General features: G+C 70.7%; 37 protein-coding genes. 12 read left to right on the top strand and 25 right to left on the bottom strand.

Going from position 1 to position 25667, the window contains the following annotated elements; all coding sequences use genetic code 11:
* Positions 1-26: 26 nt before the first annotated feature.
* The 5 genes from coaD to ACPXBU_RS23765 all read right to left on the bottom strand — a co-directional run bounded on the left by coaD (position 27) and on the right by ACPXBU_RS23765 (position 4052).
* A complete protein-coding gene (coaD, locus tag ACPXBU_RS23785; RefSeq protein ID WP_425759734.1) occupies positions 27-431 on the bottom strand; it encodes a pantetheine-phosphate adenylyltransferase in 405 nt (134 codons plus the stop codon).
* A gap of 69 nt (positions 432-500) precedes the next feature.
* Positions 501-1199, bottom strand: coding sequence for an NADPH-dependent F420 reductase (gene npdG, locus ACPXBU_RS23780; RefSeq protein ID WP_393363737.1), 699 nt, complete (start codon positions 1197-1199; stop codon positions 501-503).
* Between the two features lie 90 nt (positions 1200-1289).
* A complete protein-coding gene (locus tag ACPXBU_RS23775; RefSeq protein WP_425759733.1) occupies positions 1290-2720 on the bottom strand; it encodes an RNB domain-containing ribonuclease in 1431 nt (476 codons plus the stop codon).
* 146 nt (positions 2721-2866) lie between these two features.
* On the bottom strand, positions 2867-3766 hold the full coding sequence (locus ACPXBU_RS23770; protein ID WP_425759732.1) for a histone: 900 nt from the start codon (positions 3764-3766) through the stop codon (positions 2867-2869).
* 82 nt (positions 3767-3848) lie between these two features.
* Positions 3849-4052, bottom strand: coding sequence for a hypothetical protein (locus ACPXBU_RS23765; protein ID WP_357244995.1), 204 nt, complete (start codon positions 4050-4052; stop codon positions 3849-3851).
* Positions 4053-4227: 175 nt separating this feature from the next.
* Here ACPXBU_RS23765 and ACPXBU_RS23760 point away from each other — a divergent pair, with 175 nt between their 5' ends.
* A complete protein-coding gene (locus tag ACPXBU_RS23760) occupies positions 4228-4725 on the top strand; it encodes an NUDIX hydrolase (protein WP_425759731.1) in 498 nt (165 codons plus the stop codon).
* A 3-nt stretch (positions 4726-4728) separates the two neighbouring features.
* Here the strand turns inward: ACPXBU_RS23760 and ACPXBU_RS23755 are convergent, their stop codons facing one another.
* From ACPXBU_RS23755 to ACPXBU_RS23745, 3 genes are read right to left on the bottom strand one after another with little or no spacing between them, the layout of a single operon-like run.
* The gene (locus ACPXBU_RS23755; RefSeq protein ID WP_425759730.1) at positions 4729-5661 is read right to left on the bottom strand and encodes a hypothetical protein; all 933 of its coding nucleotides are present in this window, start codon (positions 5659-5661) and stop codon (positions 4729-4731) included.
* Positions 5662-5678: 17 nt separating this feature from the next.
* The gene (locus tag ACPXBU_RS23750; protein ID WP_425759729.1) at positions 5679-6626 is read right to left on the bottom strand and encodes a hypothetical protein; all 948 of its coding nucleotides are present in this window, start codon (positions 6624-6626) and stop codon (positions 5679-5681) included.
* Positions 6620-6952, bottom strand: coding sequence for a PadR family transcriptional regulator (locus ACPXBU_RS23745; RefSeq protein ID WP_425759728.1), 333 nt, complete (start codon positions 6950-6952; stop codon positions 6620-6622). Before ACPXBU_RS23745 ends, ACPXBU_RS23750 begins: the two co-directional genes overlap by 7 nt.
* Positions 6953-7027: 75 nt before the next feature.
* Between ACPXBU_RS23745 and ACPXBU_RS23740 the strand changes: the two genes are divergently transcribed.
* Positions 7028-7879 (top strand): endonuclease/exonuclease/phosphatase family protein, encoded by an 852-nt coding sequence (locus ACPXBU_RS23740; protein ID WP_425759727.1) that lies wholly within the window; start codon positions 7028-7030, stop codon positions 7877-7879.
* A 48-nt stretch (positions 7880-7927) separates the two neighbouring features.
* On the opposite strand, the gene ACPXBU_RS23735 is transcribed toward ACPXBU_RS23740, so the two are convergent.
* The 4 genes from ACPXBU_RS23735 to ACPXBU_RS23720 form a co-directional block, all read right to left on the bottom strand.
* Entirely contained in the window at positions 7928-8794 is an 867-nt protein-coding gene (locus ACPXBU_RS23735; protein WP_425759726.1) for a GyrI-like domain-containing protein, read from the bottom strand.
* A 102-nt stretch (positions 8795-8896) separates the two neighbouring features.
* On the bottom strand, positions 8897-9838 hold the full coding sequence (locus ACPXBU_RS23730; protein ID WP_425759725.1) for a redoxin domain-containing protein: 942 nt from the start codon (positions 9836-9838) through the stop codon (positions 8897-8899).
* Positions 9839-11065, bottom strand: a complete 1227-nt coding sequence (locus tag ACPXBU_RS23725; protein ID WP_425759724.1) for an epoxide hydrolase family protein — start codon at positions 11063-11065, stop codon at positions 9839-9841.
* A gap of 156 nt (positions 11066-11221) precedes the next feature.
* On the bottom strand, positions 11222-12058 hold the full coding sequence (locus ACPXBU_RS23720; protein WP_425759723.1) for an SDR family oxidoreductase: 837 nt from the start codon (positions 12056-12058) through the stop codon (positions 11222-11224).
* A gap of 122 nt (positions 12059-12180) precedes the next feature.
* Between ACPXBU_RS23720 and ACPXBU_RS23715 the strand changes: the two genes are divergently transcribed.
* Positions 12181-12780, top strand: coding sequence for a TetR/AcrR family transcriptional regulator (locus tag ACPXBU_RS23715; RefSeq protein ID WP_425759722.1), 600 nt, complete (start codon positions 12181-12183; stop codon positions 12778-12780).
* A gap of 90 nt (positions 12781-12870) precedes the next feature.
* Here ACPXBU_RS23715 and ACPXBU_RS23710 read toward each other — a convergent pair whose 3' ends face one another.
* Positions 12871-13278, bottom strand: coding sequence for a hypothetical protein (locus ACPXBU_RS23710; protein ID WP_425759721.1), 408 nt, complete (start codon positions 13276-13278; stop codon positions 12871-12873).
* 174 nt (positions 13279-13452) lie between these two features.
* Between ACPXBU_RS23710 and ACPXBU_RS23705 the strand changes: the two genes are divergently transcribed.
* Positions 13453-13824, top strand: coding sequence for a hypothetical protein (locus ACPXBU_RS23705; RefSeq protein WP_425759720.1), 372 nt, complete (start codon positions 13453-13455; stop codon positions 13822-13824).
* A gap of 88 nt (positions 13825-13912) precedes the next feature.
* The gene (locus ACPXBU_RS23700; protein ID WP_425759718.1) at positions 13913-14833 is read left to right on the top strand and encodes an expansin EXLX1 family cellulose-binding protein; all 921 of its coding nucleotides are present in this window, start codon (positions 13913-13915) and stop codon (positions 14831-14833) included.
* 23 nt (positions 14834-14856) lie between these two features.
* Here the strand turns inward: ACPXBU_RS23700 and ACPXBU_RS23695 are convergent, their stop codons facing one another.
* The 6 genes from ACPXBU_RS23695 to ACPXBU_RS23670 all read right to left on the bottom strand — a co-directional run bounded on the left by ACPXBU_RS23695 (position 14857) and on the right by ACPXBU_RS23670 (position 18360).
* A complete protein-coding gene (locus ACPXBU_RS23695) occupies positions 14857-15348 on the bottom strand; it encodes a hypothetical protein (protein WP_425759717.1) in 492 nt (163 codons plus the stop codon).
* A gap of 91 nt (positions 15349-15439) precedes the next feature.
* Positions 15440-15847 (bottom strand): MerR family transcriptional regulator, encoded by a 408-nt coding sequence (locus tag ACPXBU_RS23690; protein WP_393363788.1) that lies wholly within the window; start codon positions 15845-15847, stop codon positions 15440-15442.
* Positions 15844-16200 carry a hypothetical protein gene (locus tag ACPXBU_RS23685; RefSeq protein ID WP_425759716.1) on the bottom strand — a complete coding sequence of 119 codons (357 nt, stop codon included), beginning with the start codon at positions 16198-16200 and terminating at the stop codon, positions 15844-15846. The genes ACPXBU_RS23690 and ACPXBU_RS23685 overlap by 4 nt, the downstream gene beginning before the upstream one ends.
* A gap of 157 nt (positions 16201-16357) precedes the next feature.
* Positions 16358-17749 (bottom strand): hypothetical protein, encoded by a 1392-nt coding sequence (locus ACPXBU_RS23680; protein WP_425759715.1) that lies wholly within the window; start codon positions 17747-17749, stop codon positions 16358-16360.
* 51 nt (positions 17750-17800) lie between these two features.
* Positions 17801-18076: a hypothetical protein gene (locus tag ACPXBU_RS23675; protein ID WP_393363794.1), complete on the bottom strand. Its 276-nt coding sequence runs from the start codon at positions 18074-18076 to the stop codon at positions 17801-17803.
* Entirely contained in the window at positions 18073-18360 is a 288-nt protein-coding gene (locus tag ACPXBU_RS23670) for a hypothetical protein (RefSeq protein WP_425759714.1), read from the bottom strand. The genes ACPXBU_RS23675 and ACPXBU_RS23670 overlap by 4 nt, the downstream gene beginning before the upstream one ends.
* A 390-nt stretch (positions 18361-18750) precedes the next feature.
* On the opposite strand from ACPXBU_RS23670, the gene ACPXBU_RS23665 reads away from it, so the two are divergent.
* Genes ACPXBU_RS23665 through ACPXBU_RS23655 form a run of 3 tightly spaced genes read left to right on the top strand, consistent with a single transcriptional unit; the run spans position 18751 to position 20128 of the window.
* On the top strand, positions 18751-19557 hold the full coding sequence (locus tag ACPXBU_RS23665) for a helix-turn-helix domain-containing protein (RefSeq protein ID WP_425759713.1): 807 nt from the start codon (positions 18751-18753) through the stop codon (positions 19555-19557).
* A complete protein-coding gene (locus ACPXBU_RS23660) occupies positions 19544-19735 on the top strand; it encodes a DUF397 domain-containing protein (RefSeq protein ID WP_425759712.1) in 192 nt (63 codons plus the stop codon). Before ACPXBU_RS23665 ends, ACPXBU_RS23660 begins: the two co-directional genes overlap by 14 nt.
* A gap of 57 nt (positions 19736-19792) precedes the next feature.
* Positions 19793-20128 carry a glyoxalase superfamily protein gene (locus ACPXBU_RS23655; protein ID WP_425759711.1) on the top strand — a complete coding sequence of 112 codons (336 nt, stop codon included), beginning with the start codon at positions 19793-19795 and terminating at the stop codon, positions 20126-20128.
* A gap of 112 nt (positions 20129-20240) precedes the next feature.
* On the opposite strand, the gene ACPXBU_RS23650 is transcribed toward ACPXBU_RS23655, so the two are convergent.
* The gene (locus tag ACPXBU_RS23650; RefSeq protein ID WP_393363805.1) at positions 20241-20702 is read right to left on the bottom strand and encodes an SgcJ/EcaC family oxidoreductase; all 462 of its coding nucleotides are present in this window, start codon (positions 20700-20702) and stop codon (positions 20241-20243) included.
* Here ACPXBU_RS23650 and ACPXBU_RS23645 point away from each other — a divergent pair.
* On the top strand, positions 20680-21447 hold the full coding sequence (locus ACPXBU_RS23645; protein WP_425759710.1) for a PhzF family phenazine biosynthesis protein: 768 nt from the start codon (positions 20680-20682) through the stop codon (positions 21445-21447). The genes ACPXBU_RS23650 and ACPXBU_RS23645 overlap by 23 nt on opposite strands.
* Before the next feature lie 48 nt (positions 21448-21495).
* On the opposite strand, the gene ACPXBU_RS23640 is transcribed toward ACPXBU_RS23645, so the two are convergent.
* A complete protein-coding gene (locus ACPXBU_RS23640) occupies positions 21496-22134 on the bottom strand; it encodes a class I SAM-dependent methyltransferase family protein (protein ID WP_425759709.1) in 639 nt (212 codons plus the stop codon).
* A 351-nt stretch (positions 22135-22485) separates the two neighbouring features.
* Here ACPXBU_RS23640 and ACPXBU_RS23635 point away from each other — a divergent pair, with 351 nt between their 5' ends.
* The gene (locus tag ACPXBU_RS23635) at positions 22486-23196 is read left to right on the top strand and encodes a helix-turn-helix domain-containing protein (RefSeq protein WP_425759708.1); all 711 of its coding nucleotides are present in this window, start codon (positions 22486-22488) and stop codon (positions 23194-23196) included.
* Here ACPXBU_RS23635 and ACPXBU_RS23630 read toward each other — a convergent pair.
* Genes ACPXBU_RS23630 through ACPXBU_RS23615 form a run of 4 tightly spaced genes read right to left on the bottom strand, consistent with a single transcriptional unit; the run spans position 23180 to position 24577 of the window.
* Positions 23180-23545 (bottom strand): VOC family protein, encoded by a 366-nt coding sequence (locus ACPXBU_RS23630; protein WP_425759707.1) that lies wholly within the window; start codon positions 23543-23545, stop codon positions 23180-23182. The two genes, ACPXBU_RS23635 and ACPXBU_RS23630, sit on opposite strands and share 17 nt — an antisense overlap.
* On the bottom strand, positions 23542-23811 hold the full coding sequence (locus tag ACPXBU_RS23625; RefSeq protein WP_425759706.1) for a DUF6069 family protein: 270 nt from the start codon (positions 23809-23811) through the stop codon (positions 23542-23544). The genes ACPXBU_RS23630 and ACPXBU_RS23625 overlap by 4 nt, the downstream gene beginning before the upstream one ends.
* Positions 23796-23963 (bottom strand): hypothetical protein, encoded by a 168-nt coding sequence (locus tag ACPXBU_RS23620; protein WP_425759705.1) that lies wholly within the window; start codon positions 23961-23963, stop codon positions 23796-23798. The genes ACPXBU_RS23625 and ACPXBU_RS23620 overlap by 16 nt, the downstream gene beginning before the upstream one ends.
* A complete protein-coding gene (locus tag ACPXBU_RS23615; RefSeq protein WP_425759704.1) occupies positions 23960-24577 on the bottom strand; it encodes a TetR/AcrR family transcriptional regulator in 618 nt (205 codons plus the stop codon). Before ACPXBU_RS23615 ends, ACPXBU_RS23620 begins: the two co-directional genes overlap by 4 nt.
* A gap of 326 nt (positions 24578-24903) precedes the next feature.
* On the opposite strand from ACPXBU_RS23615, the gene ACPXBU_RS23610 reads away from it, so the two are divergent.
* Positions 24904-25125 (top strand): hypothetical protein, encoded by a 222-nt coding sequence (locus ACPXBU_RS23610; protein ID WP_425759703.1) that lies wholly within the window; start codon positions 24904-24906, stop codon positions 25123-25125.
* Between the two features lie 88 nt (positions 25126-25213).
* Positions 25214-25456 (top strand): hypothetical protein, encoded by a 243-nt coding sequence (locus ACPXBU_RS23605; RefSeq protein ID WP_425759702.1) that lies wholly within the window; start codon positions 25214-25216, stop codon positions 25454-25456.
* Positions 25457-25667: the final 211 nt, after the last annotated feature.

Here is a 25667-nt window from a genome sequence, read left to right as displayed (position 1 = left end):
GCGGCCCACGGCTGCCTGAACGAAGGTCACTTCCTCAGCGCGCGCACCGCGGTCGAGGACACCGCGGCCAGTTCGGGCCGCGCAGGCAGGAATACCGTGCAGACGCCAAGCGACTGGTTCATCGCGGCGAGTTGGTATTCGGCCCAGAGATCGGTGGTGTTACGTACGCCGCGGACGATCACTCCTGCGTCATGGCGTCGGCAGTAGGTGGAGGTCAACCCGTTCCAGGCCGCGACGGAGACGGAGGTCCAGCCGACCGGCAGCATGGCCCGGACGGCGGCCGCGCGCTCCTCCTCGTCGGCGTCCGGATGCTTGGCGCTGTTGACCGCGACCAGCACCACCACCTCGTCGAAGAGGTCGCGGGCCCGCTTCACCACATCGACATGCCCGGGGGTGAAGGGAGCAAAGCTGCCGGGGTAGACCGCCCGCACGGGTACACGACCGGGGGTGCGTGCCGTCGAAGGTGGCCCGGCCCGTGGTTCGGGTGTCACGGCCGCACCCTAGAGGTCGGTGACGCGGATGCCGGCGTGTGCCTTGTAACGCTTGTTGATCGCGATGAGGTTGGCGGTGAACGCCTCGATCTGGTGGGCGTTGCGCAACCGGCCCGCGTAGATGCCGCGCATCCCGGGGATCCGCGCGGCGAGCGCCCCGACGATGTCGACGAGTTCACGGTCCTCGGTGCAGATCAGCACGTCGAGGTCGATCCGGTCGACCTCGGGGTCGGCCAGCAGTGGGGCGCTGACGTGGTTGAACGCCGCGCAGACTCGGGAGTCGGGCAGCAACGCGGCAGCCTGCTGGACGGCACTGCCCTCGTCGACGGTGAGCGCGTAGGGGCCCTGCTTGTCGAAGCCCAGCGGGTTGACACAGTCGACGACGATCGTTCCGGCGAGCGGCTCGGCGAGTGCGGCGACGGTCGCGGCGTGCCCGTCCCACGGCACCGCGATGATCACCACGTCGCTGCGGCGGGCCACCTCGTCGTTGGCCGCGCCGGTGATGCGGGCGTCGGCCGGCATCCGGGGCAGGGCGGCGATCTCGGCGGCGGACTCGGCGGCCCGCTGCGCCGATCGGGAGCCGATCAGCACCGTCTGCCCCGCCCGGGCGAACCGGTAGGCGAGGCCACGGCCCTGATCTCCGGTGCCACCGATGATGCCGACCGTCAGCCCGGACACGTCGGGCAGCGTGCTCGCGTCGTATGCCATGGGCTCATCCTCGCAAACCGCCCGGTCGGTCAGCAGCGTCAGACGCTGTGACAATCCCCGCTGCCCGGGACGCCACCCGGGCGCCCTCGCTCAGGCCAGCTCGAACAGCACCGTACGGGCCGCCGGGTCGGCGGTGACCAGGCGGACCCGGACCCGCTCGCCGAGCGGCAGCGCGCCGAGGCAGCGGGCCCGGACCGGTGGGGCGTCCAGGGCCACCGTTCCGCCGGGCGGGCGGGGCCGGGACTTGCCGTTGGGCGGTGCGTCGACGTCGAGTACGGCCGCGTCGAAGGTCTCCCCCACCCGGTCCGCCAGCAGCACCGCCTCGGCCAGCTCGACGGCCCCCCGGGCGGCTGCCGAGGCCGTCCGGTCGGTGCTGGCCATCACCTCGGGCAGCCGGGGCAGCGCGGCGCGCGCCCAGTCGGGCACGTCCCGGCCCGCGTGCAGGGCCAGGCAGACCTCGGTGGCGTACCTGTCGGCCAGGCGTCGCAACGGCGCCGTGACGTGGGCGTACGCGGCGGCCACGCCCCCGTGCTCCGGGTGCTCCGGCCGCGAGCCGTCGAAGGCGGTGTACGCCGCGCCGCGCATCAACTCGGCTGCCTGGTCGATGAAGGCGGCCGAGCGTGGTTGTGCGGCGTCCAGGCGGGCGATCACCTCGCCGGGGCCCGCGTCGTCCGGCCACTGCACGCCCAGCGGGGCGGCGGCCGCCCGCAGCCGCTGCACCGCCTCCGGTTTCGGGGCGGGCATCGTCCGCAGCAGGCCGATCCCACCGGCCAGCATGATGTCGGCGGCGGCCATGCCGGTCAGCAGGGAGATCTGCGCGTTGTGCTCCTCCATCGGCACCGGCCCCCGCAGCACCAGCCGCCAGCCGTCGCCGTCGGGCTCCACGTCCTGCTCGGGCAGCGGCAGGTTGATCGCGCCGCGACGCAACCCCCGGGCGGTCAGCCGGTCGCCGATCTCGGGGAGCAGCGCGATCGGCTCGGGCAGTCGTCCGGCGTCGGCCGCTGCCTGCACCCCGGTGTAGTCGAGTTTGGCGCGGCTGCGCACCAGGGCGCGTTCCAGCTCGACGGCCACCGTGGCGCCGTCGGCGTCCAGGTCGATGGTCCACACCACGGCCGCCCGGTCATCGTCGGGCAGCAGGCTGGCCGCGCCCTCGCTGAGCGTCAGCGGGTGCAGCGGCACGTGACCGTCGGGCAGGTAGACCGTCTGCCCGCGCCGCCACGTCTCCTCCTCGAGCGCGCCACCCGGGTCGACGTGCGCGGCGACGTCGGCGATCGCGTACCGCACCCGGTAGCCGCCGCCCGCACGGCGGGTGAGGTGCATCGCCTGGTCCAGGTCCCGCGAGCTGGCCGGGTCGACGGTGACGAACGGTATGTCGGTGCGGTCGACGGACGGCCGCGGCGGCGCGGCGGCGGCCGCGTCGGCCTCCCGTTGGGCGGCCGCCGGAAAGCCCTCGGGCAGGCCGAGTTCGCGGCGCAGCGCGCCGAAGTCGATGCGGGGCGCGAGTACGCGTCGGATGACCACGGGTCAATCCTGACAGCGTCGACGGTGATCCGCTTCCGGTGACCGGCCGACATCTTCGTCGAACCGAAGCCGGCGAGGTGCTTCCCGACGACAGCAGCAGCGCACCGCACCGCCACGACCGTCGGAGGAGCCGAGGCGGCCCGCGCTCAGCCGGTGGCCTTCCGGGCGGTGCTGCGCGTACTCCGGGGGGCTGTGGCTCGGGCGGCGACCGGGCGGGCCGGCGACTTGCGGGCGGTCACCTTGCGGGCCGGCGCCTTGGCCGCGGTGGTCTTCTTCGCCGGGGCCTTCTTCGCCGCCGCCTTGCGAGCGGTGGTCGACGACGTGCCTGTCGCCTTCGCGGCCGGGGCCTTCTTCGCCGCGGCCTTGCGGACGCCGCCGCTGGGGCGGGTGGACGCGGTCTTCTTCGCCGCCGTCTTCTTGGCCGGGGCCTTCTTCGCCGGGGCCTTCTTGGCGGCGGTCTTCTTCACGGTTGACGCCTTGGTCGCGGCCTTGCGAGCGGGCGCCTTCGCCGCGGCGGTGGTCCGCTTCGCCGCCGACGCCGTCGTCTTCTTCGCGGCGCTCGTGGTCTTCTTCGCGGCGCTCGTGGTCTTCTTCGCCGTACCCGTCGTCTTCTTCGCGGCGCTGGTCGTCTTCTTCGCCGTACCCGTTGTCCTGGTCGCGGCGGTGGTGCTCTTCCGCGCCGTGGACGCCGAGGCCCGCTTCGCGGCGGTCGTCGTCTTGCGGGCGGCGGTCGAGGTCTTCGCCGGAGCCTTCTTGGCCGCCACGCCCGTCGTCGTCGCGGCCTTCTTCGCCGGGGCCTTCCGCGCCGCCGTGGTGGTCTTCGAGGCCGGGGCCTTCTTCGCCGCCGTGGTGGTCTTCTTCGCCGGGGCGCGCCCCGCGCCGCCGGCGGCCTTCCGGGCCGGAGCCTTCGCGGCCGCCGCACCCGCGGTGGACTTGCGCACGGGGGTGGTCCGGCTCGCCGCCGTGTTTCGCTCCGCCGCGGCGGTCTTCTTCGCGGTGGTGCGCCGGACGGTCGGGCGGGTGGTGGCCTGCTGTGCTTCGGCCATCGTGGTTCCCTCCTTGGGGACGTGCTCTCGCGTGCGTCCTCGCGGAGCACGAAATACCTCGGCGCGGGACGTCCCGCGCCGTCTACTTGTCCTCCCCGGCCCAACGAGCGTCCTCGGCATCCCACGCCTCGTTGCGCTCCTGCACTCGTTGCAGGGCGTTCTCCGCGTCGGCCGCCGAGTTGTACGGGCCGAGAACGTGCTTCGCCGGACACACGTTGGCGTCCGTCTCGACCCGGTGATGCCGGGTGCACCAGTAGAACTGCCCACCACGTTCGCTGTCGCTCATGGGAATCACTGTGCACCGCGAACCGGCAGGCCGCCACCGGATCGCGCAAGTCGCCGACCCTCTCCACAGTAGATATGCATCGGCCCGCCCGGGCCGAAACGGCGAAACGCGTGGGACTGGAACTCCAGAAGATGCGCAGGTGAGCCCCACTGTGGGGAGCATCTATGATCACCCGATGGCGATACCGGACTACATCGCGGGGATGCGCGGGCACGTCGGTCACGACCTGCTGTTGCTGCCGAGCGTCAGCGCCGTGATCCGCAACGACGCCGGTGAGCTGCTGCTCGGCCAGCGCGCCGACGACGGGCGCTGGTCGGTGATCAGCGGTTTCGTCGAGCCGGGCGAGCAGCCGGCCACCGCGCTGGTCCGCGAGGTCCGCGAGGAGACCGGCCTGGACGTCACGCCGGTGCGGTTGTCCAGCGCCGTCTCGCATCCGCACACGTACCCCAACGGGGACCACTGCGAATACCTGAACCTGGGCTTCCTGTGCCGGCTGGTGGCCGGCACCGCCCGGGTCAACGACGACGAGTCGCTGGCCGTGCGGTGGTTTGCGCTGGATCGGCTGCCCGAGCTGGACAAGCACGCCCTGCTTGTCATCGCCTACGCGCTGCGGGAGAACCAGGTGACCGGCTATCTGGAGCCGGGTACGACGTGGGACGACGTACCCGACTGAGGTTCACACCGTGGTCGGCGCGAGGGCGACCGACGCGGGCGCGGACCGGGCCGCCCGGATGGTGTACGCGAGCGCGTAGGGCGTGCAGGCCAGGTAGAGCATGGGTTCCACAAGCACCTGGTCGGTGACGAGGAAGATCTCCCACGGGGTGGGCCGGGGCAGGCCGAAGTTCCAGTCGGTCCAGCAGACGAGAAGCCACAACGGCGCGGAGATCCGGTCGACGGTGTCGGCCGGCATTCCGTCGGCGGTGACGACGCCGGTGCCACCGGGAATGGTGTCGACCACGAGGAGGATCACCGCGAGGTCCGCGGCGACGAGGGCGCCGAGGACGCCCACCCACCAGGCCGCGCGGAGGCGGTCCCGGGCGGCGAGACTCGCCGCCGCCCACAGGGCGAGCGTCAGCCCGGCCAACCAGAGCAGCAGCCCGGGTACGGAGCGGGTCAGGCTGTCGGCGTTGGTGAGGTACAGGACCAGGGTGACGGCCACGCCGACCGGGAGCACCACGCCGAGCGCGATGCGCAACGGGCCGTCGAGGGCGTTGTGCCGTGCCCACCGCGCCGCGAACACCGCCAGCAGCACCGCGAAGCCGACCGTCAGCGTCGACCAGAGCGGCAGTTGCGCCCGCGTCGACCAGCTCACCCGCATCGTCAGCCAGGTGTAGATCAGATTCATCGCCACCGCGCTGCCGGCCACGATCGCGACGCAGGCGATCGGGGACAGCAGCAGAGCCGCCGCGGTACGGCGGGCCCGACCGCGCAGCAGGCGGCGGTCGACGAGCGGGGCGCCGGCGCGGCTGACCGCCAGGCTCGCCGCGAAGCCCAGCATCCTCGTCCAGCGGCCGCCTTCGGCGAGCACGTGCACCTCGGCGGCCCACTCGCGGCGCAGCTCCTCGCGGACGTCGGCGGGCCACCGACGCGCGGCCATTGCCAGCAACATCTCGGCGACCCGACGGGTCACCACGCCGGCGCGCCCGTCGGTGCGACGACGGGTGCGGCGGGCGCCGACCGGGCCGCCCGGATGGTGTACGCGAGCGCGTACGGCGTGCAGGCCAGGTAGAGCATGGGCTCCACAAGCACCCGATTGCTGATCATGGTGATTTCATAGTGGATCGGCCGGGGCAGGCCGAAGTTCCAGTCGGTCCAGGAGGCGAAGAGCCACAGCGGCGACGAGATCGGGTCGACGTGGTCCGGTGCCAGAGGGCCACCGCCGGTGCCGGCGGGGAACGGTTCGACAACGGCCAGGATCACCGCGAGATCGGCCGCGACGAGCGCGCCGACGACACCGACCCACCACGCGGCGTGGAGGCGACCCCGCGCGGCGAGGCTCGCCGCGGCCCAGAGCGCGAGCGTCAGGCCGGCCAACCAGAGCAACAGACCGGATACGGCGGTTAGGCCCTCGGGGCCGATGCCGTGCTTCAGCACGATGACTGTCGCGCCGACCGGAAGCACCACGCCGAGCGCGATGCGCAGCGGGCCGTCGAGTGCGGTGTGCCGGGCCCAGCGTGCGGCGAACACCGCCAGCAGGACGCCCAGCCCAACGGTGAACGCCGCCCAGAGCGGTTTCTGCGCCCGCTCCGGCCAGCTCACCCACACCCAGATCTGGGCCCGGTACATGACGGCAGCGCCGCCGAGCACGATCCCGACGCAGGCGATCGGAGCCAGCAGCAGCGCGGCGGCGGTCCGGCCGGCCCGACCACGCAGCAGGGTGCGGTCGACGAGCGGGGCGCCGGCGCGGCTGACGGCGAGGCTCGCCGCGAAGCCCACCATCGTCGTCCAGCGGCCGCTCTCGGCGAGCACGTGCAGTTCGGCGGCCCACTCGCGGCGCAGGTCGTCGCGAACCTCGGCCGGCCAGCGGCGTACGGCCATCTCCAACAGCAGTTCGGCGGCCCGGCGGGTCACCACGCCGGTGCCCCGGTGGGCTCGGCGCCGCCCCAGGAGGGGCGACCGTCGGGGATCGCGGCGCGCAGGTCGGCGAGCGCCTGGCGGGCCTGCGCCACGCCCTCGGCGGTGAGGCGGTAGTAACGGCGGGCGGGCCGGCCGGCCGATACGGGGTCGATCGCCTCCCAGTCGGCGGCCAGCCAGCCGGCCCCCTGCAACCGGTGCAGCACCGGATAGAGGGTGCCGCTCGGCAGGCCTGTCAATCGCATCAGGTCCAGCCCGTAGCGCTGCTCGTCGGGCTCGGCGAGCAGCGCCGCGAGCACCTTCGCGACCGGAATCGTGATCCGCATCCGACCACTGTATCGGAACTCTACATAGGGTGCCTCAGGATTCCACCGTGGCCGGAGCGGGTACGCCGCCGAGGCATGACGACGGACGACGAGCCCGCCGGGCTGCGGGTGTTGACCCTCAACCTGCTCACCCCCGAATTCGCCGACTGGGAACGCCGCCGGGCCGTCCTCAAGCCGGGCCTGGCCCGCCTGCGACCGGACGTGGTCGCCCTTCAGGAGACCGTCTGGGGCAACGGCTACGACCAGGCGGTCGACCTGCTCGGCCCGGACCACCACGTGGTACGTCACAGCGGGCGCTCGGCCGACGGGGTCGGTGCCGCACTTGTCAGCCGCTGGCCCGTCGGGACGATCCGCGAACTCGACCTGCACGTCACCGAACGGGTCGACACGCCCTGGTCGGCGGTGGTCGTGGTGGAGATCGAGGCCCCGCCGCCCGTCGGCACCGTGCTGGTCGCCCACCACAAACCCACCTACCAGTTCGGGTACGCCCACGAGCGGGAGTTGCAGGCCGTCCGGTCCGCGACCTTCATCGAGTCGCTGCTGGCCGGGCGGGACCTGCCCGTCGTTCTCGTCGGCGACTTCGACGACGACGCCGACTCGGCCAGCGTGCGCTTCTGGCGTGGTCAGCAGTCGCTGCACGGGTGCAGCGTCGCCTATCAGGACGCCTGGTCGGCGGCGCGCCCCGACGATCCCGGGCACACCTTCACCCCGCGCAATCCGTTGGTCCGCGCGGGCACGATGCCGCTGGAGACGGGACGTCGGATCGACTACGTCATGGTCCGCTGCGGCCCGCACGGGCCGACCCTGGCGGTGGCGGACTGCCGGCGGGTGTTCGACGAGCCGGTCGACGGGGTCTGGGCCAGCGACCACTTCGGCGTACTCGCCGATCTGCGGCGACCCGACCATCAGCCCGGTCGGTGGCGGTGAACGGCGGACGCCGGGTCGGCGGGCACACCGCCGACCCGGCACCGCGGGTCAGGACGGGACCCGCTCCACGGGAATCCACAGCTCGGCGTCCGCCTGGGCACCGTCCGCGGACACCCGCACCCGGGAGATCTCCGGTCCCGGCCGGCTGCGGTACGGGTTGGACGGAAACCACTGGGTGAACACGTCCCGCCACAGGTGTTGCACGGCCTGCGGAAACGCACCGGAGGTGGTGAACACCGCCCAGTTCCCGGCCGGCACCGGCAGCGCGTCCAGGTCCTCCGGCGGCACGGCGCCGGTCACCACCCCGTGCCAGTAGTCCAGCTCGGCGCCCTCCTCGCGGCCGTCGGCGAGGTTGTCGCTGACGTTGACGATCCCGGCCGGCTCCTGATCGGAGAGCGCCTCGATCCGCCCGGCCGTCTCCGTGTCGATGCTCCGGATGAACGCGACGATCGCCGGGTTCATCCCCTCGTGCACAAGCGGGACCCGGGCCTTGCGTCCCACCAGCGCGAACGCGTCCTTGTCGACGATTCGGTACTCCATGTCGCCGCTCCCTTCCACGGTGAGTCGGAAGGACATCCGGGGCTGGGCGCGCAACGCTGCCCCCGTACGCCGGGCCTCTCCGGGCCCCACGCCGTGCACGGCGTGGAACGCACGGGCGAACGCCTCGGCCGATCCGTAGCCGTGGCGCACCGCGACGTCGAGCAGCGTCCGCTCCCCCGCCAGCACGTCCGCACCGGCGACGGTGAGCCGACGCCGACGGATGTACTCCGACAGCGGCATTCCGGCAAGCGCGGAGAACAGCCGCCGGAAGTGGTACTCCGACGTCAGCGCGATCCGTGCCAGCTCGGCCACCTCGATCTTCTGGTCGAGATGCCGCTCGATGTACGCCATGGCCTCGTTGAGCCGATCCAGCACCCGGGCCTCCTTCCCTGTCGAGCACCGACGCTAGGCGGCCGGGTCGGTGGCCCACCCGACATCCGCTGCCCGCATCGGTCGGGTGCAGGTGGCTCTCCGGGTCTATCCGAAGGTGAAGGCGTACGCCGTCGCGCCGGGCTCGCCGAACGTGATCTCCAGGGTCCGCTCGCCGACCACGCCGTCCTGGCGGACGAGCTGGTGGAGGCGGCCGTCCGCCAGCACACCGTTGCCGTCGGCGTCGACGTCGACGCCGTGGGACGGGCCGGGAGGCTCGCCGTCGAGCAGCACCCGGAACGGGATCGACCGTCCCGCCCCGGGGGCCAGCACGAGATGCGCGTCGCGGGCGTGGAACCGGAAGGCGATGCCACCGCCGGCCCGGTCCAGCACGACGTTCTCCGGCCCGATCGTCCACTCCCCCGCCAGCGCCCACTGGTTGAGGCCCAGGCTCGCCGGCAGGTCGTAGGCGCGGCGTTCGTCGAGCGCCGGGCCGTTCGGCGACGCGAAGTGTTCGCCCCTACTGAAACCGAGGTACGTCTCGGGCGTGCGCAGGTTGCCCCAGTCGGCCTCCGCCTCCGGGCCGAGCCCCTGGACGGGTAGGGGTTTCCGCTCGATGCCGAGCAGTTGCTGAAGCACCCGCTCGGACTGCTCGTAGCGGCCCTCACCGAAGTGTTCGTCCCGGATGACCCCGTCGGTGTCGACGAAGTACAGCGCCGGCCAGTACTGGTTGGCGAAGGCACGCCAGATCGCGTGGTCGTTGTCGACAGCCACCGGGTAGTCGATCGACCGGGCCGCCACCGCCCGCCGCACCCGGTCGACGTCGTGCTCGAACGAGAACTCCGGGGTGTGCACCCCGATCACGACCAGCCCGTCCTCGCGGTAGGCCTGCGACCAGGCCCGCACGTACGGCTCCTGGCGCAGCCAGTTGATGCAGGTGAGCGTCCAGAAGTTGACCAGGACGACGCGCCCACCCAGGTCGGCGGGGCCGAGTGGCTCGGAGTTGAGCCACTCGGCCGCCCCGTTCAGCGGGGGCAGGTGCACGGCCATCTAGCGCAGCGACCGGAAGGCGGTACGAAGCTCCTCGGAGAAGATCTTCGGCTGTTCCCAGGCCGCGAAGTGCCCGCCCCTGTCGAGCTTGTTGAAGTAGATGAGGTTGGGGTACGCCTGCTCGGCCCAACTCTGCGGCGCCTCGTACAGCTCGTCGGGAAAGACGCTCACGGCGACCGGGACGTTCACGCCCTTGGCGGCGAAGAACGACAGCTTGTTCTCCGCGTACAGCCGGGACGCGGAGACCGCGGTGTTCGTCAGCCAGTAGAGCGAGATGTTGTCCAGGATGTCGTCGCGGGTGAGGCCCGCCGTGGCCCCGTCGAAGACCTGCGCGATCAGGGCCAGACTCTTCGCGTCGTGGTCGAGCAGGAAGGACGCGAGACCGACCGGGGAATCCGCCAGCCCGGTCAACGTCTGCGGACGCGTCGCCATCATCAGGGCGTACGCGACGTGCTTCCAGACGTAGTTGACTTCCTCGGCGGCGCGCATCTCGTCGTCGGACAGACCGGACGGCAGCGAGCCCATGGCGTTGTTCGCGCCCGTGGTGTCGCCCTGGAACAACAGGTCGATGTCGGGTGGCACCGCACCGGGCATGTTCGTGTGGATGCCGAGCAACTCCGGCGGCGCCTGCTTTCCCATCTGGTCCACGATGACCGCGCCCCAGTCGCCACCCTGGGCGACGAACCGGGAGTAGCCGAGACGCTTCATCAGCTCGGTCCAGGCGGTCGCGATCTTCTCCGGGTTCCAGCCCGACGCGGTCGGCTTGCCGGAGAAGCCGTGCCCGGGCAACGACGGGATCACCAGGTGGAAGGCGTCCGACGCGCTGCCGCCGTGTGCGGTGGGGTCGGTCAGCGGTTCGATGATCTTCATCTGTTCGATCACCGACCCGGGCCACCCGTGGGTGACGATCAACGGCAGCGCGTCCTCGTGCTTCGAGCGCACGTGGATGAAGTGGATGTCGACGCCGTCGATGGTGGTCATGAACTGCGGTACGGCGTTCATGCGCGCCTCGACCTTGCGCCAGTCGTACTCCTTCTCCCAATAGCGGGCGACGGCCTGGATGGTCGCGAGTGGCACGCCCTGCGACTGGTCGTCCACCGTTTCCTTGTCCGGCCAACGGGTGGCCGCGACGCGCCGTTTCAGGTCGTCCAGGTCCGCCTGGGGAATGTCGACCGAGAACGGCCGAATCTCCGTGGTGCCGGGGCGAGTCTTGGTCTTGACAGCCATGCGTGTTCCTCTCCGTCTAGGTTTGCGCCTCGTGAGGGGAATCATGGGGTGAAGGCTCTGCCCGGACGTGTGTGCCAATTCGAGATGGGCACGCCGCCGCCATATCTCGGAGCCTAGAACGCCGCGCCCCGGGCTCGTGGCGATACGAGCAGTCCCTCAGCGGTCCTGCCCGGGGGCGGCTACCGCGTGCTCGGCGGCTCGGCTGACCTGCTCCCAGCCCGCCCAGGTGTCCATCCGCCGGCGGGAGATGTCGAACGCCAGGTCGTACACCATGCTCCCGAGCAGGAGCCGCAGCGGCGGGTCGTCGCTGTCGACAAGGCGCAGCAACGCCTCGGCGGCCAGTCGGGGTTCGCTGTCGACCGATCCCTGCGCCCACTGCCGTTCCAGTTCGGTGCGCAGCGGCGCGTAGGCCTCCATCGGACTGGTGGCGCTCGAACTGGTGTAGAGGTCGGTCCAGTAACCGCCCGGCTGCACGATGCTGAGTGTGATGTCGAAGGCCGCCGCCTCCATTGCCAACGCCTCGCTCATGCCCTCCAGGGCGAATTTGCTCGCGCTGTACATTCCGGTGCTCGGAAAACCGCCGAGCGCGGCGATGCTGGACACCTGCACGATGTGGCCGGACCGTTGGGCGCGCAACTGCGGCAGCACCGCCTGACCGACCCACAACGCGCCGAAGAGATTGACCTCGAACTGGGCTCGCGCCTGCGCCTCGGTGAACTCTTCGACCATTCCCATGGACAGGGTGCCGGCGTTGTTGACGACGATGTCGAGTCGTCCGAAGTGCTCGACGGCGGCGGCCACGGCGGCGAAGACCGCCGCCCGGTCGGTCACGTCGAGGGTCAGGGCCAGCAGCCTGTCGCCGTGCCGCTCGTCGAAGCCGTCGCGGGTGATGGTCCGGGAGGCGGCGACCACCCGGTCGCCGCGATCGAGCGCCGCGTCGGCGAAGGCGCGGCCCAGGCCGCGGCTGGCGCCGGTGATGAACCAGGTACGCATGTCGGTCTCCACTCCTCAGACGAGACGAGACGGTCCGTCTCGTTATGAAGGAGAGATTAGGCCGTGCCACCCCTGCCGTCAAGACGAGACGGTTCGTCTCGCCACTGCTATCGTGGTGCCCCATGACGCCCAACACGGCCCGCCGGCGAGAGACCTCCCGACGCGCCATCCTCACCGCCGCCTTCGACCTGCTCCAGGAGATCGGGTACGCGAAGGTCAGCATCGAGGGCATCGCCGCGCGCGCCGGCGTCGGCAAACAGACCATCTACCGCTGGTGGCCGTCCAAGGGCGCGGTCATCTTCGACGCCTTCCTCATGCTCAGCGAGGCCACCGAGGGTGGGCCGCCGACGTTGCCGGACAGCGGCGACCTGGCCGCCGACCTGACAGTTGTGCTCCGCGCCACGGTCGAGGAGATGAACGACCCCCGGTACGAGCAACCGATGCGCGCTCTGGCCACCGAGATCGCGCTCGACCCCGAGCTGGCGGCGGCCTACGCCGAACGCCTGGACGGGCCGTTGAAGGAGGCCAAACGGCAGCGCCTGCGCAGCGCCCAACGGGCCGGACAACTGGCCGAGGACATCGACCTGGACGTGGCGGTGGACCTGATCTGGGGACCGTTGTTCAGCCGATGGTCGCAGCGCAGCGGTCCGCTCACCGCCGAGTACGCCGACCTCGTCGTCACCACCGCCCTCAACGGACTACGCCCCCGCCGGCCCGCTTGATCCACTCGTCTTCCATGAATCCGGCCCATCCCGGGCCCCAGGACACCGCGCTTTCCTTGAAGCCGAGTGGACCAAGGCGGGTCTGCGTTCTCAGGGCATGCCCGCGTAGCGGAGTGGCAGTGGAGGTCGAGGCCGGCTCCACGCGACGTAGCTCATGATGGCAAAGGCCACCAGGAGCACCGCCGCGATAAGGAGGATCACCCAAACGGACTGATCGTCCGGCTCACGCACCCGCAGGCAAGGATCGCTCTTCGCGTATCGGACGGGGATGCGCTCACCCACAGTCGCGGACCGGCCCCTGCCGGATCGCACCAGAGTCGCTTCACACGCCTCTCCGCCCCCGGTGGTGAACTGGATCGTCAGCAATGTTCGCCCTGGGCGATGCTCGACGTCCCGCACCTCGGCCGCCGCCTCAGATCCCCGACGTTCGTCCGCAACGGACCATCCGCCCCCGGCTGTCAGCACCACCGCGAAGACCAGTCCGAACGTCGAGAACACCCGCAGGAAGGTTCGGCTTGGCCGTCGACGGCTCACAGCCGGGACTCTAGAACAGATCAGCAACAGGTTGGATCTCTGAACGGACTACGCCCCCGGCGATCCGGCGACTGACCCGACGGCCCGCGCCGTCCCGGGCGTCTTCTCGTACAGCCGGGCGTGTGAGAAGGTCGCCTGGTGTTACGGGGACGACTCCTGACCGAGAGCCTGCGTGTCGGTGCCGACCTGCGCATCCCGGCACTTCACGTCGTGCGGGTGGGCCGACACGACGTATCGAGTTCCACGTCGGCAGGCCAGCCGCGGGTCTGGACCTTCCTGGATTTCGAGGCGCCCGACGACGCGGCAGATGAGCTGGCGGCGGCGCTGGCCGAGGTCCTGGTCGGCGACCAGGGCTGGTACGCGGACTTCGAGGTCGGCGACGATCACGTCGTCGTCTTCCCCGGCCGCGTTTTCCGCTACACCAAGGGCGACCGCGCGGGACGCGACGCCGCCGTGGCGCACGGCCGGCGCGTCGGCGTACCGGAGCACCAACTCGACTGGGGCGAGTGACCGCGGCCGACACGGTCGGTGACGGCAGCGCGGACGTCAGGCCGGCGTTGTTGCACTGCTGCGAGCTGGTGCGGCAACATCAGGCGCCGTGACGGCACCAGGCACGGACCCCGCGAACGACACCCCGGACGGCACCAACGGCACACCCCGGCGGAATCGGCGGGTCCGACACCTGTTGGCCGGCGCCGGAGTCACCGCCCTGGCCGCCGTACTCGGCATCACCCTCGCCGTCCGCGGCGGCGCCACCCCGGCCTGCGCCGCGCCACCGACGGGAAACACCGTCCACAAGGCGAAGGCCAGCTTCTACGACGCCGGCCGCTCGGGCGGCAACTGCTCCTTCCCGGGCCCACCCGCAAACCGGCTCTACGTGGCCGTCGGCTCGTCGACGTACTCCGGGTCCGCGGCCTGCGGCAGCTACCTGGACGTGACCGGCCCGAAGGGGACTGTCCGGGTCATGGTCATGGACCAGTGCGGCGGGTGCGGGACCGGCAAGATCGACCTCTCCGACGAGGCGTTCGCCAAGATCGCCGACCGGGCGCAGGGCATAGCGCAGGTGACGTACCGGGCGGCGGTGAACCCTCCGCTCGACGGCGGCCTCACCTTCCGGCTGAAGGGCGGCGCCTCGCGGTACTGGTTCGCGGTGCAGGTCGGCAACCACGGCAACCCGCTCCGCTCGGTCGAGGCGAAGGGGCCCGGCGGCGGCTTCCGCAAGGCGGCCCGCCAGAGCGACAACTACTGGACCGTCGAGGGCGGCCTCGGCGCCGGGCCGTACAGCATCAGGGTCACCGACGTGTACGGGCGTCAGGCGACCGCCACCGCCATCCGGATGGTCACGAAGCAGGTCCAACGCAGCACGGCCGTCCTCACCGCCCCCACGCCCACGCCCAGCAGTTCACCCTCGGCGCCGCCGTCCATCGTGCCCTCGCCGACCCCCGCCGAATCGGTCGCGCCAACGGCGACAGTCGAAGCGCTCGCCGGTGCCGCCCCGATCGACGCCCCCCGCTGCTGACCGCGCTGGGGGTGCCAGACGCCTCAAGCCGGATCGTCGGCTGGCGTGCGGCGCAGGATGCTCCGCGCCAGCGCGGCGAGCTGGGTCCGTAGCTCGTCGTCGGCTCGTCCGCCGAGGTCGTCCTCAAGACGGCTGGCCAGCGCTTGCACGGCCGGAAGCAGGTCGTCAAGCCGACTGCCTTCGTAACCCACCACATAGAGACCGTGTGTTCCCACCTCGGCGGTGATGCTCCGGTCGAGGATCCGCTCGGCGGTGTCGGCCGCGATCAGTGCCACCGCGGTTGGTAGGTCCGGCTCCGGAAGGCCCAGCTCGGCGATGACCGCCGCCAGACGGCGATCCGCGTCATGCGCCGGCAGTGTCCGAGCTGATTCCGACGCGAGCGCCACGACGGCCTCGCCGTCGACGCCGGCCACCAGCAGGTCGCAGGCCAGCATCACCGCGTGGTACGGGTCGACGCCGTCGAGCAGCGCTCGAGCCTGTTCGACCCGGAGCCGGTGCAGCAGTGTGTCGTCCACGAGCCGAGGCTAAGCGATCCCGCATAGCCCGACTCGGACCGTCGTTGATCGGCGTGGGCGCCGTTTCCCGCACCGGAGCTGATCCACCCGATCAGCAGAGAGGCAGCGGGCAGCAGGAGCTTTCGGCGCAGGCGACCAGGTCGTCACAACCGGCCGAGATGGCGTCGCGCAGGGTGTCGCGGATGACAGTCAGATCCGTCAGCCTCTGCTCGACCTCGACGAGCTTCTCCCTGGCACGCGCCTGGAGGCCGGTGTCGGATCGGCCCCGGTGCCGGCCGGCGTCCAGCACCTCCGCGACCTCGTCGAGGGTGAAGCCCAGGCGTTGCGCGGCCTTGATGACCCGCAGCAGGGTGACCGTCTCGGCCGGGTAGAGCCGGTGCCCGCCCGGCGACCGCTGCGGCGAGTCGAGCAGGCCCCGACGCTCGTAGTAGCGCAGCGTCTGCTGGTTGACTCCCGCCGCATCGGCCAGTTGACCGCTGCGCAGGACCGCCCCGGTCACCTCTGATCCCGCAGAGACACGGCCCGCTCGGCGAGGGCGTCGAGCACGCCGACGTGGGCCGCCGGCACCCGGACGTCCAGCCAGAGCGAGTCGGGGTCCGGCCGGGAGAGACCGAACGTGAAGAACGAGCAGCAGGACGACTCACGGGCCATCAGGTCCCGCGCCATCTCCTCGGTCCGCGTACCACCATCGAGCCGCAACCGCAGGTGCTGCGCCGACAGCCGGTTCAGTCCTTGCACCGCAGCGGTGCAGAACTGATCGAACTCGGCGAGCCGCAGCGGCCGTTCGGCCGTCGGGAGGGTGCAGGCCTCCGGCACCCAGGCGTCGTCCGTCGGGACGTGGCGAGCACTCATACCCTCAACGGTAAGCCTGTACCCAGGTACCAGATGCAAGCCCCGAGCACGCGGCCTCAGGCTCGTCCGGGCCGGCGAGGCCGTCGGGCCAGGGACAACCCCCCGAGGAACCGGGCGTGCATGGCCGGCAGGGCGGGCTCGGCGCCGGGCCCTTCGGTTACCTGGCTCCGCGGATCGCTCGCGCCGCGATCGTGAGCAGTACGCCGAGGAGCCCCCACGTCCGGTACAGCGCGTACAGGAGCCACACGCCGAACAGGCAGACGGCGGCGATGATCAGGGCAGCGCCCACAATTTCAGAGTCCTCGCCCGCCCGACCGCCCACGATCCCGACGGTGCCCACGACGCCGAACAGCACCACAGCACGCCCCACCCCCTGCACCGCGTGCCAGAGGGCTCTCGCGTATGCGGAGGCGGGCAGGGCGTCTGGTGCGAGCGTGCTGGGCGACGTCTCGGGTGCCGCCATCGCCAGTTCCTGGAGTTGCTGCCCAGCGGCGCGGTCCCGCTCGTACGGGGAGACTCGCAGGACCGCCTCCAACGCGCGGAGGTCGTCCCGGCTGCGTAGCCGTCCGGTGCGGGGATCGCTGAGCAGCAGGTCGGCGATCGGACGCCCCTTGTGTCCTGGCTGGGTGAGCAGCCAAGCTTTGCCGTAGCCCCGCACCGAGCCCGGTCGCAGGATGTCGACGATTCCGGAGTGCAGGCTCGTCGGGTGGGTGGGGGCGTCCACGCCGATCACGAGATCCGTCCCGTTGATCATCGCTGACCCGTCCACCAGGTCCCGGCAGTCGCCAAAGATGAGCCAGATCTTGATCGTCGCGGCGACGATCCCCACCACGCACGCGACAAGCACGATCCCGCCGAGCAGCTCGTCGCCGTGTGTCGCCACGCCGATGAGCAGCAGTGCCGGGACGAGGACGAGCAGGTACCAGCCGGCGAACAGCAGGGCCCTGCGCCGATCCAGCCACCGTGTCAACCGGGCATGGTCAGGCTCGTCGGGAAAGCGCCGCAACGGGATCGCGCCGGCTGGCCGTGTCAGCTGTCGGCAGAGGTTGTGGAAACGGTCACCGGCCAGCGCGGCCAGGTCCCGCAGGAGTAGATCCTGTCCGTAGTCCACCTCACTCAACTGACACAGCTCCACGGCGGCCTGGCCTCCCAGACCACTCGCCTCGGTGAGCGGAACTCCCACGCTCACCCCGACCGCGGGCACCAGTAGCAGCCGAGGGGCCGCGGTGATACCCCGACGGGCCGTTGCGGGGGCATCGGCGAGCACGACGGCCGCGACCTCGTCCCACCGCAGGTAGCGGTTGACCTTCGGTGTCCGCACCGACCAGCCGCTCGCGTCGACGTCGACGCGGAACGGCAGCACCGCGTGCCGCACCAGCGGGCCACCGATCGCCAGGCCGAACAGCACAACCGCCGCGCAGAAGAGCAGACCGACCCAGCCGAGACCTCCCGTCACCGCCCCGTGAGCGACCGAGGCTGCTCCGCCGAGCAGCAGCATCCCGAACAGGAACGCGACCACACGGTCGATGAACGGGCGCCGCAGCTTCACCTGATCATCTTCCGACACGGGGTCAAAGCCCCTACCGGCCAGCACGTCACCTCAGGCTCGACCGGACCGGCGAGGCCGTCGAGCCAGGGACAACCACCCGAGGAACCGGGCGTGCATCGCCGGCAGGTTCGGACGAAGACCCAGACCGTGTACGTCGTCGATCGCCTCGTGCATCGACGCGGCCAGGTAGAACGCCAGGGCGATCGAATGACCGTAGAACTCGGCCGCGAGGTCGAGCTGTGCCGGGCCACACGGCCAGGGCGCGGCGCAGTTGCGGCACAGCCACGCCGGGCGCATCGGCAGGTGTGGGCGAGGACGGGGGGTCATCCGACCCGCACCGGACCTCTGCGGACGGGCCGGCGCCTGGCGGGCGTGGTCGGCGCGGCGGGCTGGGCCTGGAACCGTACGCCCCCACGCCGCACGTACAACTCTCGCCGCGCCACCGCGTCGCCGGCGACGTTCAGCTCGTAGGCCTCGATCCACACCCAGCCGTCGTACGTGTGCCGCTCGGGCAACTCACGGATGACACGCACGAAGATCGGGCGCAGGAACTGCACGCTCGCGGCCGTGGTCAGGAGGACCACGTCGCCGGCCTTCATCGTCGCGATCACCACAACCCCCAGGGGTACGCGAAAACGCGGCTCACACCCGAACACCGGACGTCGGGACTCACCGACTCGGGCGGCCAGGGGCCGCAGGTGGCGTTCGTCGCAGCCGGGTTCGCTGGCTTGGGCTTCTCGGGCTTGGGCTTCTCGGGCACGGTCTCCCCCTGGTGTCTATTGGGAAGGGGCCGCTCCCGTGAGTGCTCGCCCGCCGGCAGCGGCCCCGCTACGAACGCGACCACCGGGCCTCGTGATCCCCCCGGCCGCGCCGCCTGGTGACACTCTGCTGTGGAGACGACTACGCTCGATAGGTACGCCCGGCGTCCGGGCTGACCTGGCAGAACAGGCCCGAAGCATGAGGAATCTCGGAAAGCCGATCTCCGATTTGAGGAGCGTTGCATGGCTGATGTGCCAAGTCCCCTAGCGGACTTCATCGTGAGTGAGATCCGCCGCGCTCGTGGAGCGTCCGGGATGACGCAAGAGGCGTTCGGCCGGGCAGCGGGCTTCAGCGCGTCGCATGTCAGCGCCGTGGAGAGCAGCACCCGGGCGCTGACTATCGACTTCATCCGGGGAGCGGACCGCGCCTTCAGCAACGGCGGGCTGTTCGGACGATTGGTGGTGAAACTCGGCGCACCATCGTGGTTCCTGCCGTGGCTGGACGCCGAGCGCGGCGCGCGACAACTTCGCCTCTTCGAGCCACTACTGATTCCGGGGCTACTCCAGACCGAGAACTACGCCCGCGTGGTGATGCGCTTGAACGACCTCATGTCAGCCACCGAGGTAGACCAGCAGGTGAGCGCTCGCATGAGCCGACACAAGATCCTGACCGGCGACACACCGCCGCAGGTGGTAGCCGTGCTGGACGAATCCACGCTTCGTCGCGCCGGCGAGGAGCACGCCGGCATCATGGCGGAGCAGGTCGCGCACCTCATCACCGTCGCCGAGTTGCCGCACGTTCACGTGCACGTGATCCCGGCGGGAGCCGGCCTCCACATCGGGCTGTCCGGCCCGTTCGCGCTGGCGCGGGCCAACGACGGAACCTGGGTCGGGCACCTCGAAAATCAGCTGGGCGGGATCGTGGTCGACAGCGAAGATGGGCTACATACTCTTCAGACGAGGTGGGAGAACGTGCGAAACGAAGCGCTCCCGCGCCGGCAGTCCAACGAGCTGATGAAGGAAGTGCACAGCGATCATGGACCTCACTAACGCCACCTGGCGCAAGTCCCGGCGCAGCGGATCGTCGGGGGGCAACTGCGTCGAAGTCGCCGACAACCTGCCCGGCGTCGTCGGCGTTCGGGATAGCAAGGACCCTGCCGGCCCGGCACTAACCTTCGGTGCGGCGTCCTGGCGGGCGTTCGTCGACCAGGTCGCCGAGCGGCGGTAGGGCGCGTCCGATCAACGCAGACGCCCTCTCGTCGCAACTCGGTGCAAGACTGCCGGGGTGACCGAACGCCTCGCGCCTGTCCTCCGGACCACGGACGCCAACGCGGCGGCGGCCTGGTACTCCCGCCTTGGTTTCGTGCGGCAGTGGGAGCACCGGTTCGCCCCTGACCTGCCGCTGTACGTGAGCATCGCCCGCGGCGACGTGGAGATCCATCTGTCCGAGCACACCGGGGACGCGCGGCCGGACACCCTGTTGTATCTGTACGTCGACGACATCGATGCCGCGGCAGCCGCCTGCGGTGTGGGCGCGGTCGGACAGCAGGACTGGGGACGCGAGTTCGAGGTGGTCGACCCGGACGGCAACCGGCTCCGCGTCGGGGCAACCCACCGGTGAGCCCATAAGGCCTTCCCTGCGTTGCCGTTGGGATTGCTGATGTGCGAGGGGATGCGTTCGGGCTCGACGTGCAGGTAGTTGTCCAGCCCATGCCGTTACCGGTTGGCTGTTGTCAGGAGCGACTGCTGGCCTCGGCCATGGCGGCTCGCATGTCGGCTGTGTGTTCGTCGGCGAGGTCGGAGCGGCCGTGATATTGCGCCGGTGTGTTGTGGAACAACGCGACACGCCACGTTCCGTTCTGCTGCACCGCGACCAGCGACTGCACTGCGTTCACCGCCGGGTTCACATCTGTCTGGCCCGGTGGGACCATTCCGACCCGCGCTCTCAGCAGCGCGACCGCCGGACCGAGTGGACGCACCTCCTGCACTCTCCACACGTAGGAGGCGGTCGGGTGGTCCGTGAAGATCGGCGCCAGGTGTCCCTCCAACTCCGACGCGCTGACTTGGCTGCCGTCGAAACCGACAAGCGAGGCGTCGTCAGCGAACAAGGCGGCGTACCGGCGCGCGTCGCGGTCGTTCCAGGCGGTCAGCAACTCCTCGTAGAGCCGCTCTATGGCGGCGGTCTCCTCAGCCACGGCTCTCATCCTGCCACGCGGGGTAACGGCGGGCTGGTCAGTGCCATACCCGCTGTGGATAACATCGCTTGTGCCAGATCTCCACGTACTTCGGGTGTTCTGCGGTCCCGGCGGTCAGTACGGAAACCAGCTCGGCGTTGTTCTTGACGGTCATGGCGTGGCCGCCGGGCGGGACCGTCACGACGTGGCCGCGCGGTTGGGCTTCAGCGAAACCGTCTTCGTCGACGACGTCGACACCGGGGTCGTCGACATCCACACGCCCAGCGTGCGGCTGCCGTTCGCCGGGCACCCCCTCGTGGGCACGTCCTGGTTGCTGAGTCGGCTCCACGCCAGGCCGGCACTCCTGCACCCGCCGGCGGGTCCGGTGCCAACCTGGCAGGACGGTGAGTTCACCTGGATCAGGGGTCGCGCGCAGTGGGCGCCCGACAGGCGCATGCAGCAGTACGCCTCAGCCGAGGAGGTCGACGCGCTGCCGGCTCCGCCGCCCGGTGACGGGTGGCTGTACGCGTGGGCGTGGCAGGACCCCACCGCAGGTCGGGTGCGTACCAGGGGATTTCCCCGTCGGGGCGACCGCATCGTCGAAGACGAGGCGACCGGAGCGTCCGCGATCGTGCTCACCGCCGAGCTGCGCCGGGCGCTGGACATCACGCAGGGCAAGGGGTCGCAGATCCTGACCCGGCCAGGCCCGGACGACACCGTCGAGGTGGGCGGCCGGGTCGTCCTCGACGAGATCCGCTCGCTCTGAACGAGCTACCGCAGAAGCGCCCACGCCAGGCGCGCGGCCCGGTGAGCCTCAGCCGGTGAACGTGAAGATTCTGCCGCTCGACGGCGCCCGCCGCGGTTGTTCGTGGAACCGGTGAACGCCGACAGAGAACAGCACGTCGGACGGCGCGTCGAAGGCCTCCTCGGCGAAGCCGGCGGCGGCGAACCAGCCCCGTACCGCCGGGGTGAGATCCGGATCCCGGCGGGTCCTGGTCCAGATCACTGTGGCGTCGGATGCGCACAGCCGAGGCAACGCGTCGACTGTTGCCCGCACGTCCTGCTCGCTGATGTTGCCCAACACCCCGGCGAGAACGACCAGGTCGGCAGGGACGACCATCCGGTACGCGGCGAAGTCGCCCGCATCGGCTTGGGTGACGGTGAACCCGGTGAGCTTGGCGGCGGCGATGCCCGCCCGGGCGGCGGCCACGTTGCGAGGGTCGTACTCGATCAGTTCCGCGCGTACCCGATCAGCATCCGGGCGCGGCGCAAGGGCGCCGATGAGGTCCCGCCCCTGTCCCGCGCACACGCTGACGACCCGCAGCGAGGAGTCCGACCGTCGGTCCAGCCACTCGTTGATGTGCTGCTGGACGAGCCGAAGCCTGCGCGACAGCGGCGACGTGTCGTCGTCGTACGGCAGATGCCAGTCGTGCCAGTCGGTAGCCGCGGTCACCCAAGCCATGCTGTCACCTGGTGGGCGGCGCGCGGGAGACGGCGCGGGCGCGCATTTCCATGTCTAGGAGCTGCCATCACCGCCGCCCCCGTCCAGTCGAGTGCTGAGCGGGAAGTCCCCGGCGTCATCGTCAGGTCGGCGGCCTGGATCACCGACGCCATCAGCCGAGTGCCTTCTCCGTCGGTGCACGCGTCATGACGCGAGGTTAGATCAGCTGGGCAAGGTTCTCTGTCTCGTCCCCCGATGCGTGCAGGAGCCGGTTGACTGACTGGGTGACGATCGGAGGCTAGACTCGCCGCACTGACCGAGGCGGAGGCGGCGTTGGCCACCGCGCAGGCCACCAAAGCGGCCTTGCCTGCCACCACCTCGTTGCAGGCCCTCGCGCAGGATCTGCCGCGGCTGTGGCACGCCGAGACCACCAGCCCCCGCGATCGCAAACGGCTGCTGCGCTCCCTGATCGCCGACGTCACCCTGCTGCCCGAGCCGGATGCGCACACCATGCGGATCGGGGTGCGCTGGCACACCGGTGTCACCGACGAACTGGCCGTCGCCCGCCCCGGCCCCGGCCGCACCCCGCACGCGGCGTTGGAGGTGATCCGCCACCATGGCGCCACCCACACCAGCGCCGAAATCGCCGACATGCTGAACAACGCCGGGTTGACCACCGGCAAGGGCAAGCCGTTCACCGCCGGCGGCGTCGCCCGGGTCCGCGACGCCTACAAGATCTTCGGCCCGCGCACCGTCGCCGTCCAAGCCTGCGAGGTCAGCGTCAAGCAGGCCGCCGACGAACTGGGCATCCCCGCCGACGCCGTCTACAACTGGCTGCGACTCGGCCAGGTACCCGCCCGGCGCGGCCCCAGCGGACGCTGGCGCATCCCTTGGGACCCCGCCACTCGGGAGATCTACCGGCAGAAGGTCGCCGGCTCGTTCCGTCTCAAGCCGGTCCTGCCAGCCCAGCGGACACACCCGCAACCGCCGGGCGGGGCGACGCCTGATCCAGCAGAGTTATCGGCGAACGATCTCACGGCCGGTCGGCTCGGCCCGGTCATGCCGGTGACATGACTTCGTACAGGTTGCGGGCGTCATCGATGAAGTAGAGGCCGCGGGCGCACAACGGATGGTCGGTGCGGCCGTTGTCGGGCTCGTCCGGTTCGCTGCCGTAGGGCACGCCGCCGGCCTGCAGCCGGGCCAGGATCTGGTCGAAGGTTGCCGGGTCGACGTCGAACGCCAGGTGGAGTCCGACCGGGTCATCGACGGTCATGAAGTCGAGGGTGAGCTGCTCATTGACGCGTACGGGAGCGAAGTGGTGGACGTTGCCCGAGTAGGTCAGTCCCATGATGCCGGCGAAGAATCGGGCGGCCGTCTCGTTGTCGACCGCGGGCACGATGGTGTGGTTCAAGGTGATGGTCACGCGTTCTCTCCAACGGTCGTGAAGGCGGGACGGACGGTGGCGCGGGTCATGGCCGGGATCAGAACGGCAGCGACCGCGACGTGCATAGCGGCGAGGGTCAACCGGGTCGCGGAGTCCATGCCGGGCGCCGCCACTGGCGCGAAGGACATCAGCAGGACCGCGAGGGCGGTGATCGTCCAATTCCGCCGAGCGGTCCGGGGCAGCAGCCGTTCCAGGAGCGCGAGCATTGCCCAGCCGGCCAGGGAAGCGATCAGCGCGATGACCACACCGGGGCCAGGCCGATGTCCAAGGATTCCTGGCCGGCTGGTCCACCGGTGACGACGAGCCGGTGCCCGAGCAGCGGCACCGCGATCGTCCAGATGGCCGCGGCCAGGCCGACGGCCCCCGCCACAGCTCGGAAGCGGCGTATGCGGCTCATCGGGCACCTTCCCGACCGTCGACCACGCCGTGCAGGAACACGTCGACCAGCGTCTCGATCGGGATCTCGCCGCCGGGTGCTCCCCGCCGGCCGAACAGCATGCCGAGGAGAACGGCGGCGAGTTCCTCGACCGGCAGTCGCAACGCAGCCCGGTCAGGTTCCAGGAGCCGGATCACCGCTTGCCGGGTGTGCTCGGTCGCGGTCGCCCGGTCGCCGGTCACGGTGCGGTCACGCGGTGTGCCGCGCTCGCCCCGGCGGCCGGCGGCGTGGACCGCGCCGACCACCGCGCCCATCCGCTCCAGATAGGCGTGCAGGGTCGCTGCCGCCTCGGTCAGCCGGGCGGCCAAGGGCTGATCCAGCGGCACGGCATCAAGTTCGGCCAGGACATGATCGTTGCGAAGAGCAGCGGCCACGCAGGCATCCAACAGTTCGTCCTTGTCGGCGAAGGCCCGGAAGATCGTGGCCTCCCCAATCCCGGCCGCCTTCGCGATCTGCGCGGTGCTGACCGCGGCACCGTGCTCGACCAGCAGCGGCATCGCCGCAGCCACGATCATCTCCCGACGCTCGTCTGGGCTCATTCCCGGCGCTCTACGCCGGGCTGGTGTCTCCGTCATGCTCACACGATAGCGGAGTGAGTACTCACTCCGTCAAGTGGCTTGCGTAATCGACATCGATCCGAGGGCATGCCGCCTTGCTTGTGATAGACAGCGGCGTACACGTTCGGCGTACGCGACCGTCCGCATCGACCTAAGCGCCAACAACCCCAACATCAACCGCAGAGAAGGCGGTATGAAGCACCCGTCGGGTCGGATGCCAGTGTGGATGCTGCCGTGACACGGAGGATCGAAGGTTGACTGACGTAGATGGGTTTTCGTTGCGTGGCGGCATCCGCATGCTTCCCACGGTCGGGGGTGGTGTTCGTGCGGACTCGGGTTGGCCGATGGCGAGGCTGCGGGCGGACTCGCACTCCATCACGCTGCGGGAGATCTGGGCCGGCACTCTGGTGATCACCGCCGACAATCTGATGGCGATCCGACGATGGCGCAGCGCCGGGTTGGAGTTCGAGGTTGCCGATCATGGTGAGCTGTGGATGTTTCGGACACTCAATGTCGATCGACTGATCAATCGCCTCGCGGCACTCGGATGGACCACCGAACGGTGACTGCCTCTCCTGCCGAGATGGAATCACAACGGGAGGTCTCGGCAGCCCGTGCGTTGACGGGGCACCCGGCCACGGCAAAGATCAGCGCATGACCACCGAAGACCCTCCGGCGCCTGCCGCGAGTGAGCCGCAACCGCCGCGCGAGATGCCGCTCCGCACGATGTGGCTCTTCGGCGCGTTCGGGGCGGTGGCCGCCATCGCCGCCCTGGTGATCGCTCCGACGAACCCCGTCGGCTGGATCATGCTTGCCGCGCTCGGCGGGCTCGCCTGGCTGACACGTGTCGAACTGCGACGGCGCGACGCGGCACAACCCTCAGACGACCGGCCGTAGCGGCCGCCCGCCTCGGCGTGCCCGACGCAGCGGTCAAACGGGGCCGACGATCCGGCTCGCCTGAGGTCACGCCGGCGACAGCCCGCAGCGCACTCGACCAGGTCGCCCGCCGAGCGGCCGCAGCCAGCCACCAGCTAGACGAGTAAGTCCTAACGGCCCTGGGTGGTGGAGATAGACGAAGGGTGTTGAGGATCAGTTTGTGACGACCGAC

This window comes from Micromonospora sp. DT231, assembly GCF_049847025.1.
Classification (GTDB): domain Bacteria; phylum Actinomycetota; class Actinomycetes; order Mycobacteriales; family Micromonosporaceae; genus Micromonospora.
The sequence above is the reverse complement of the archived record's forward strand: the minus strand, read 5'-3'. Positions and strand labels throughout refer to the sequence as shown.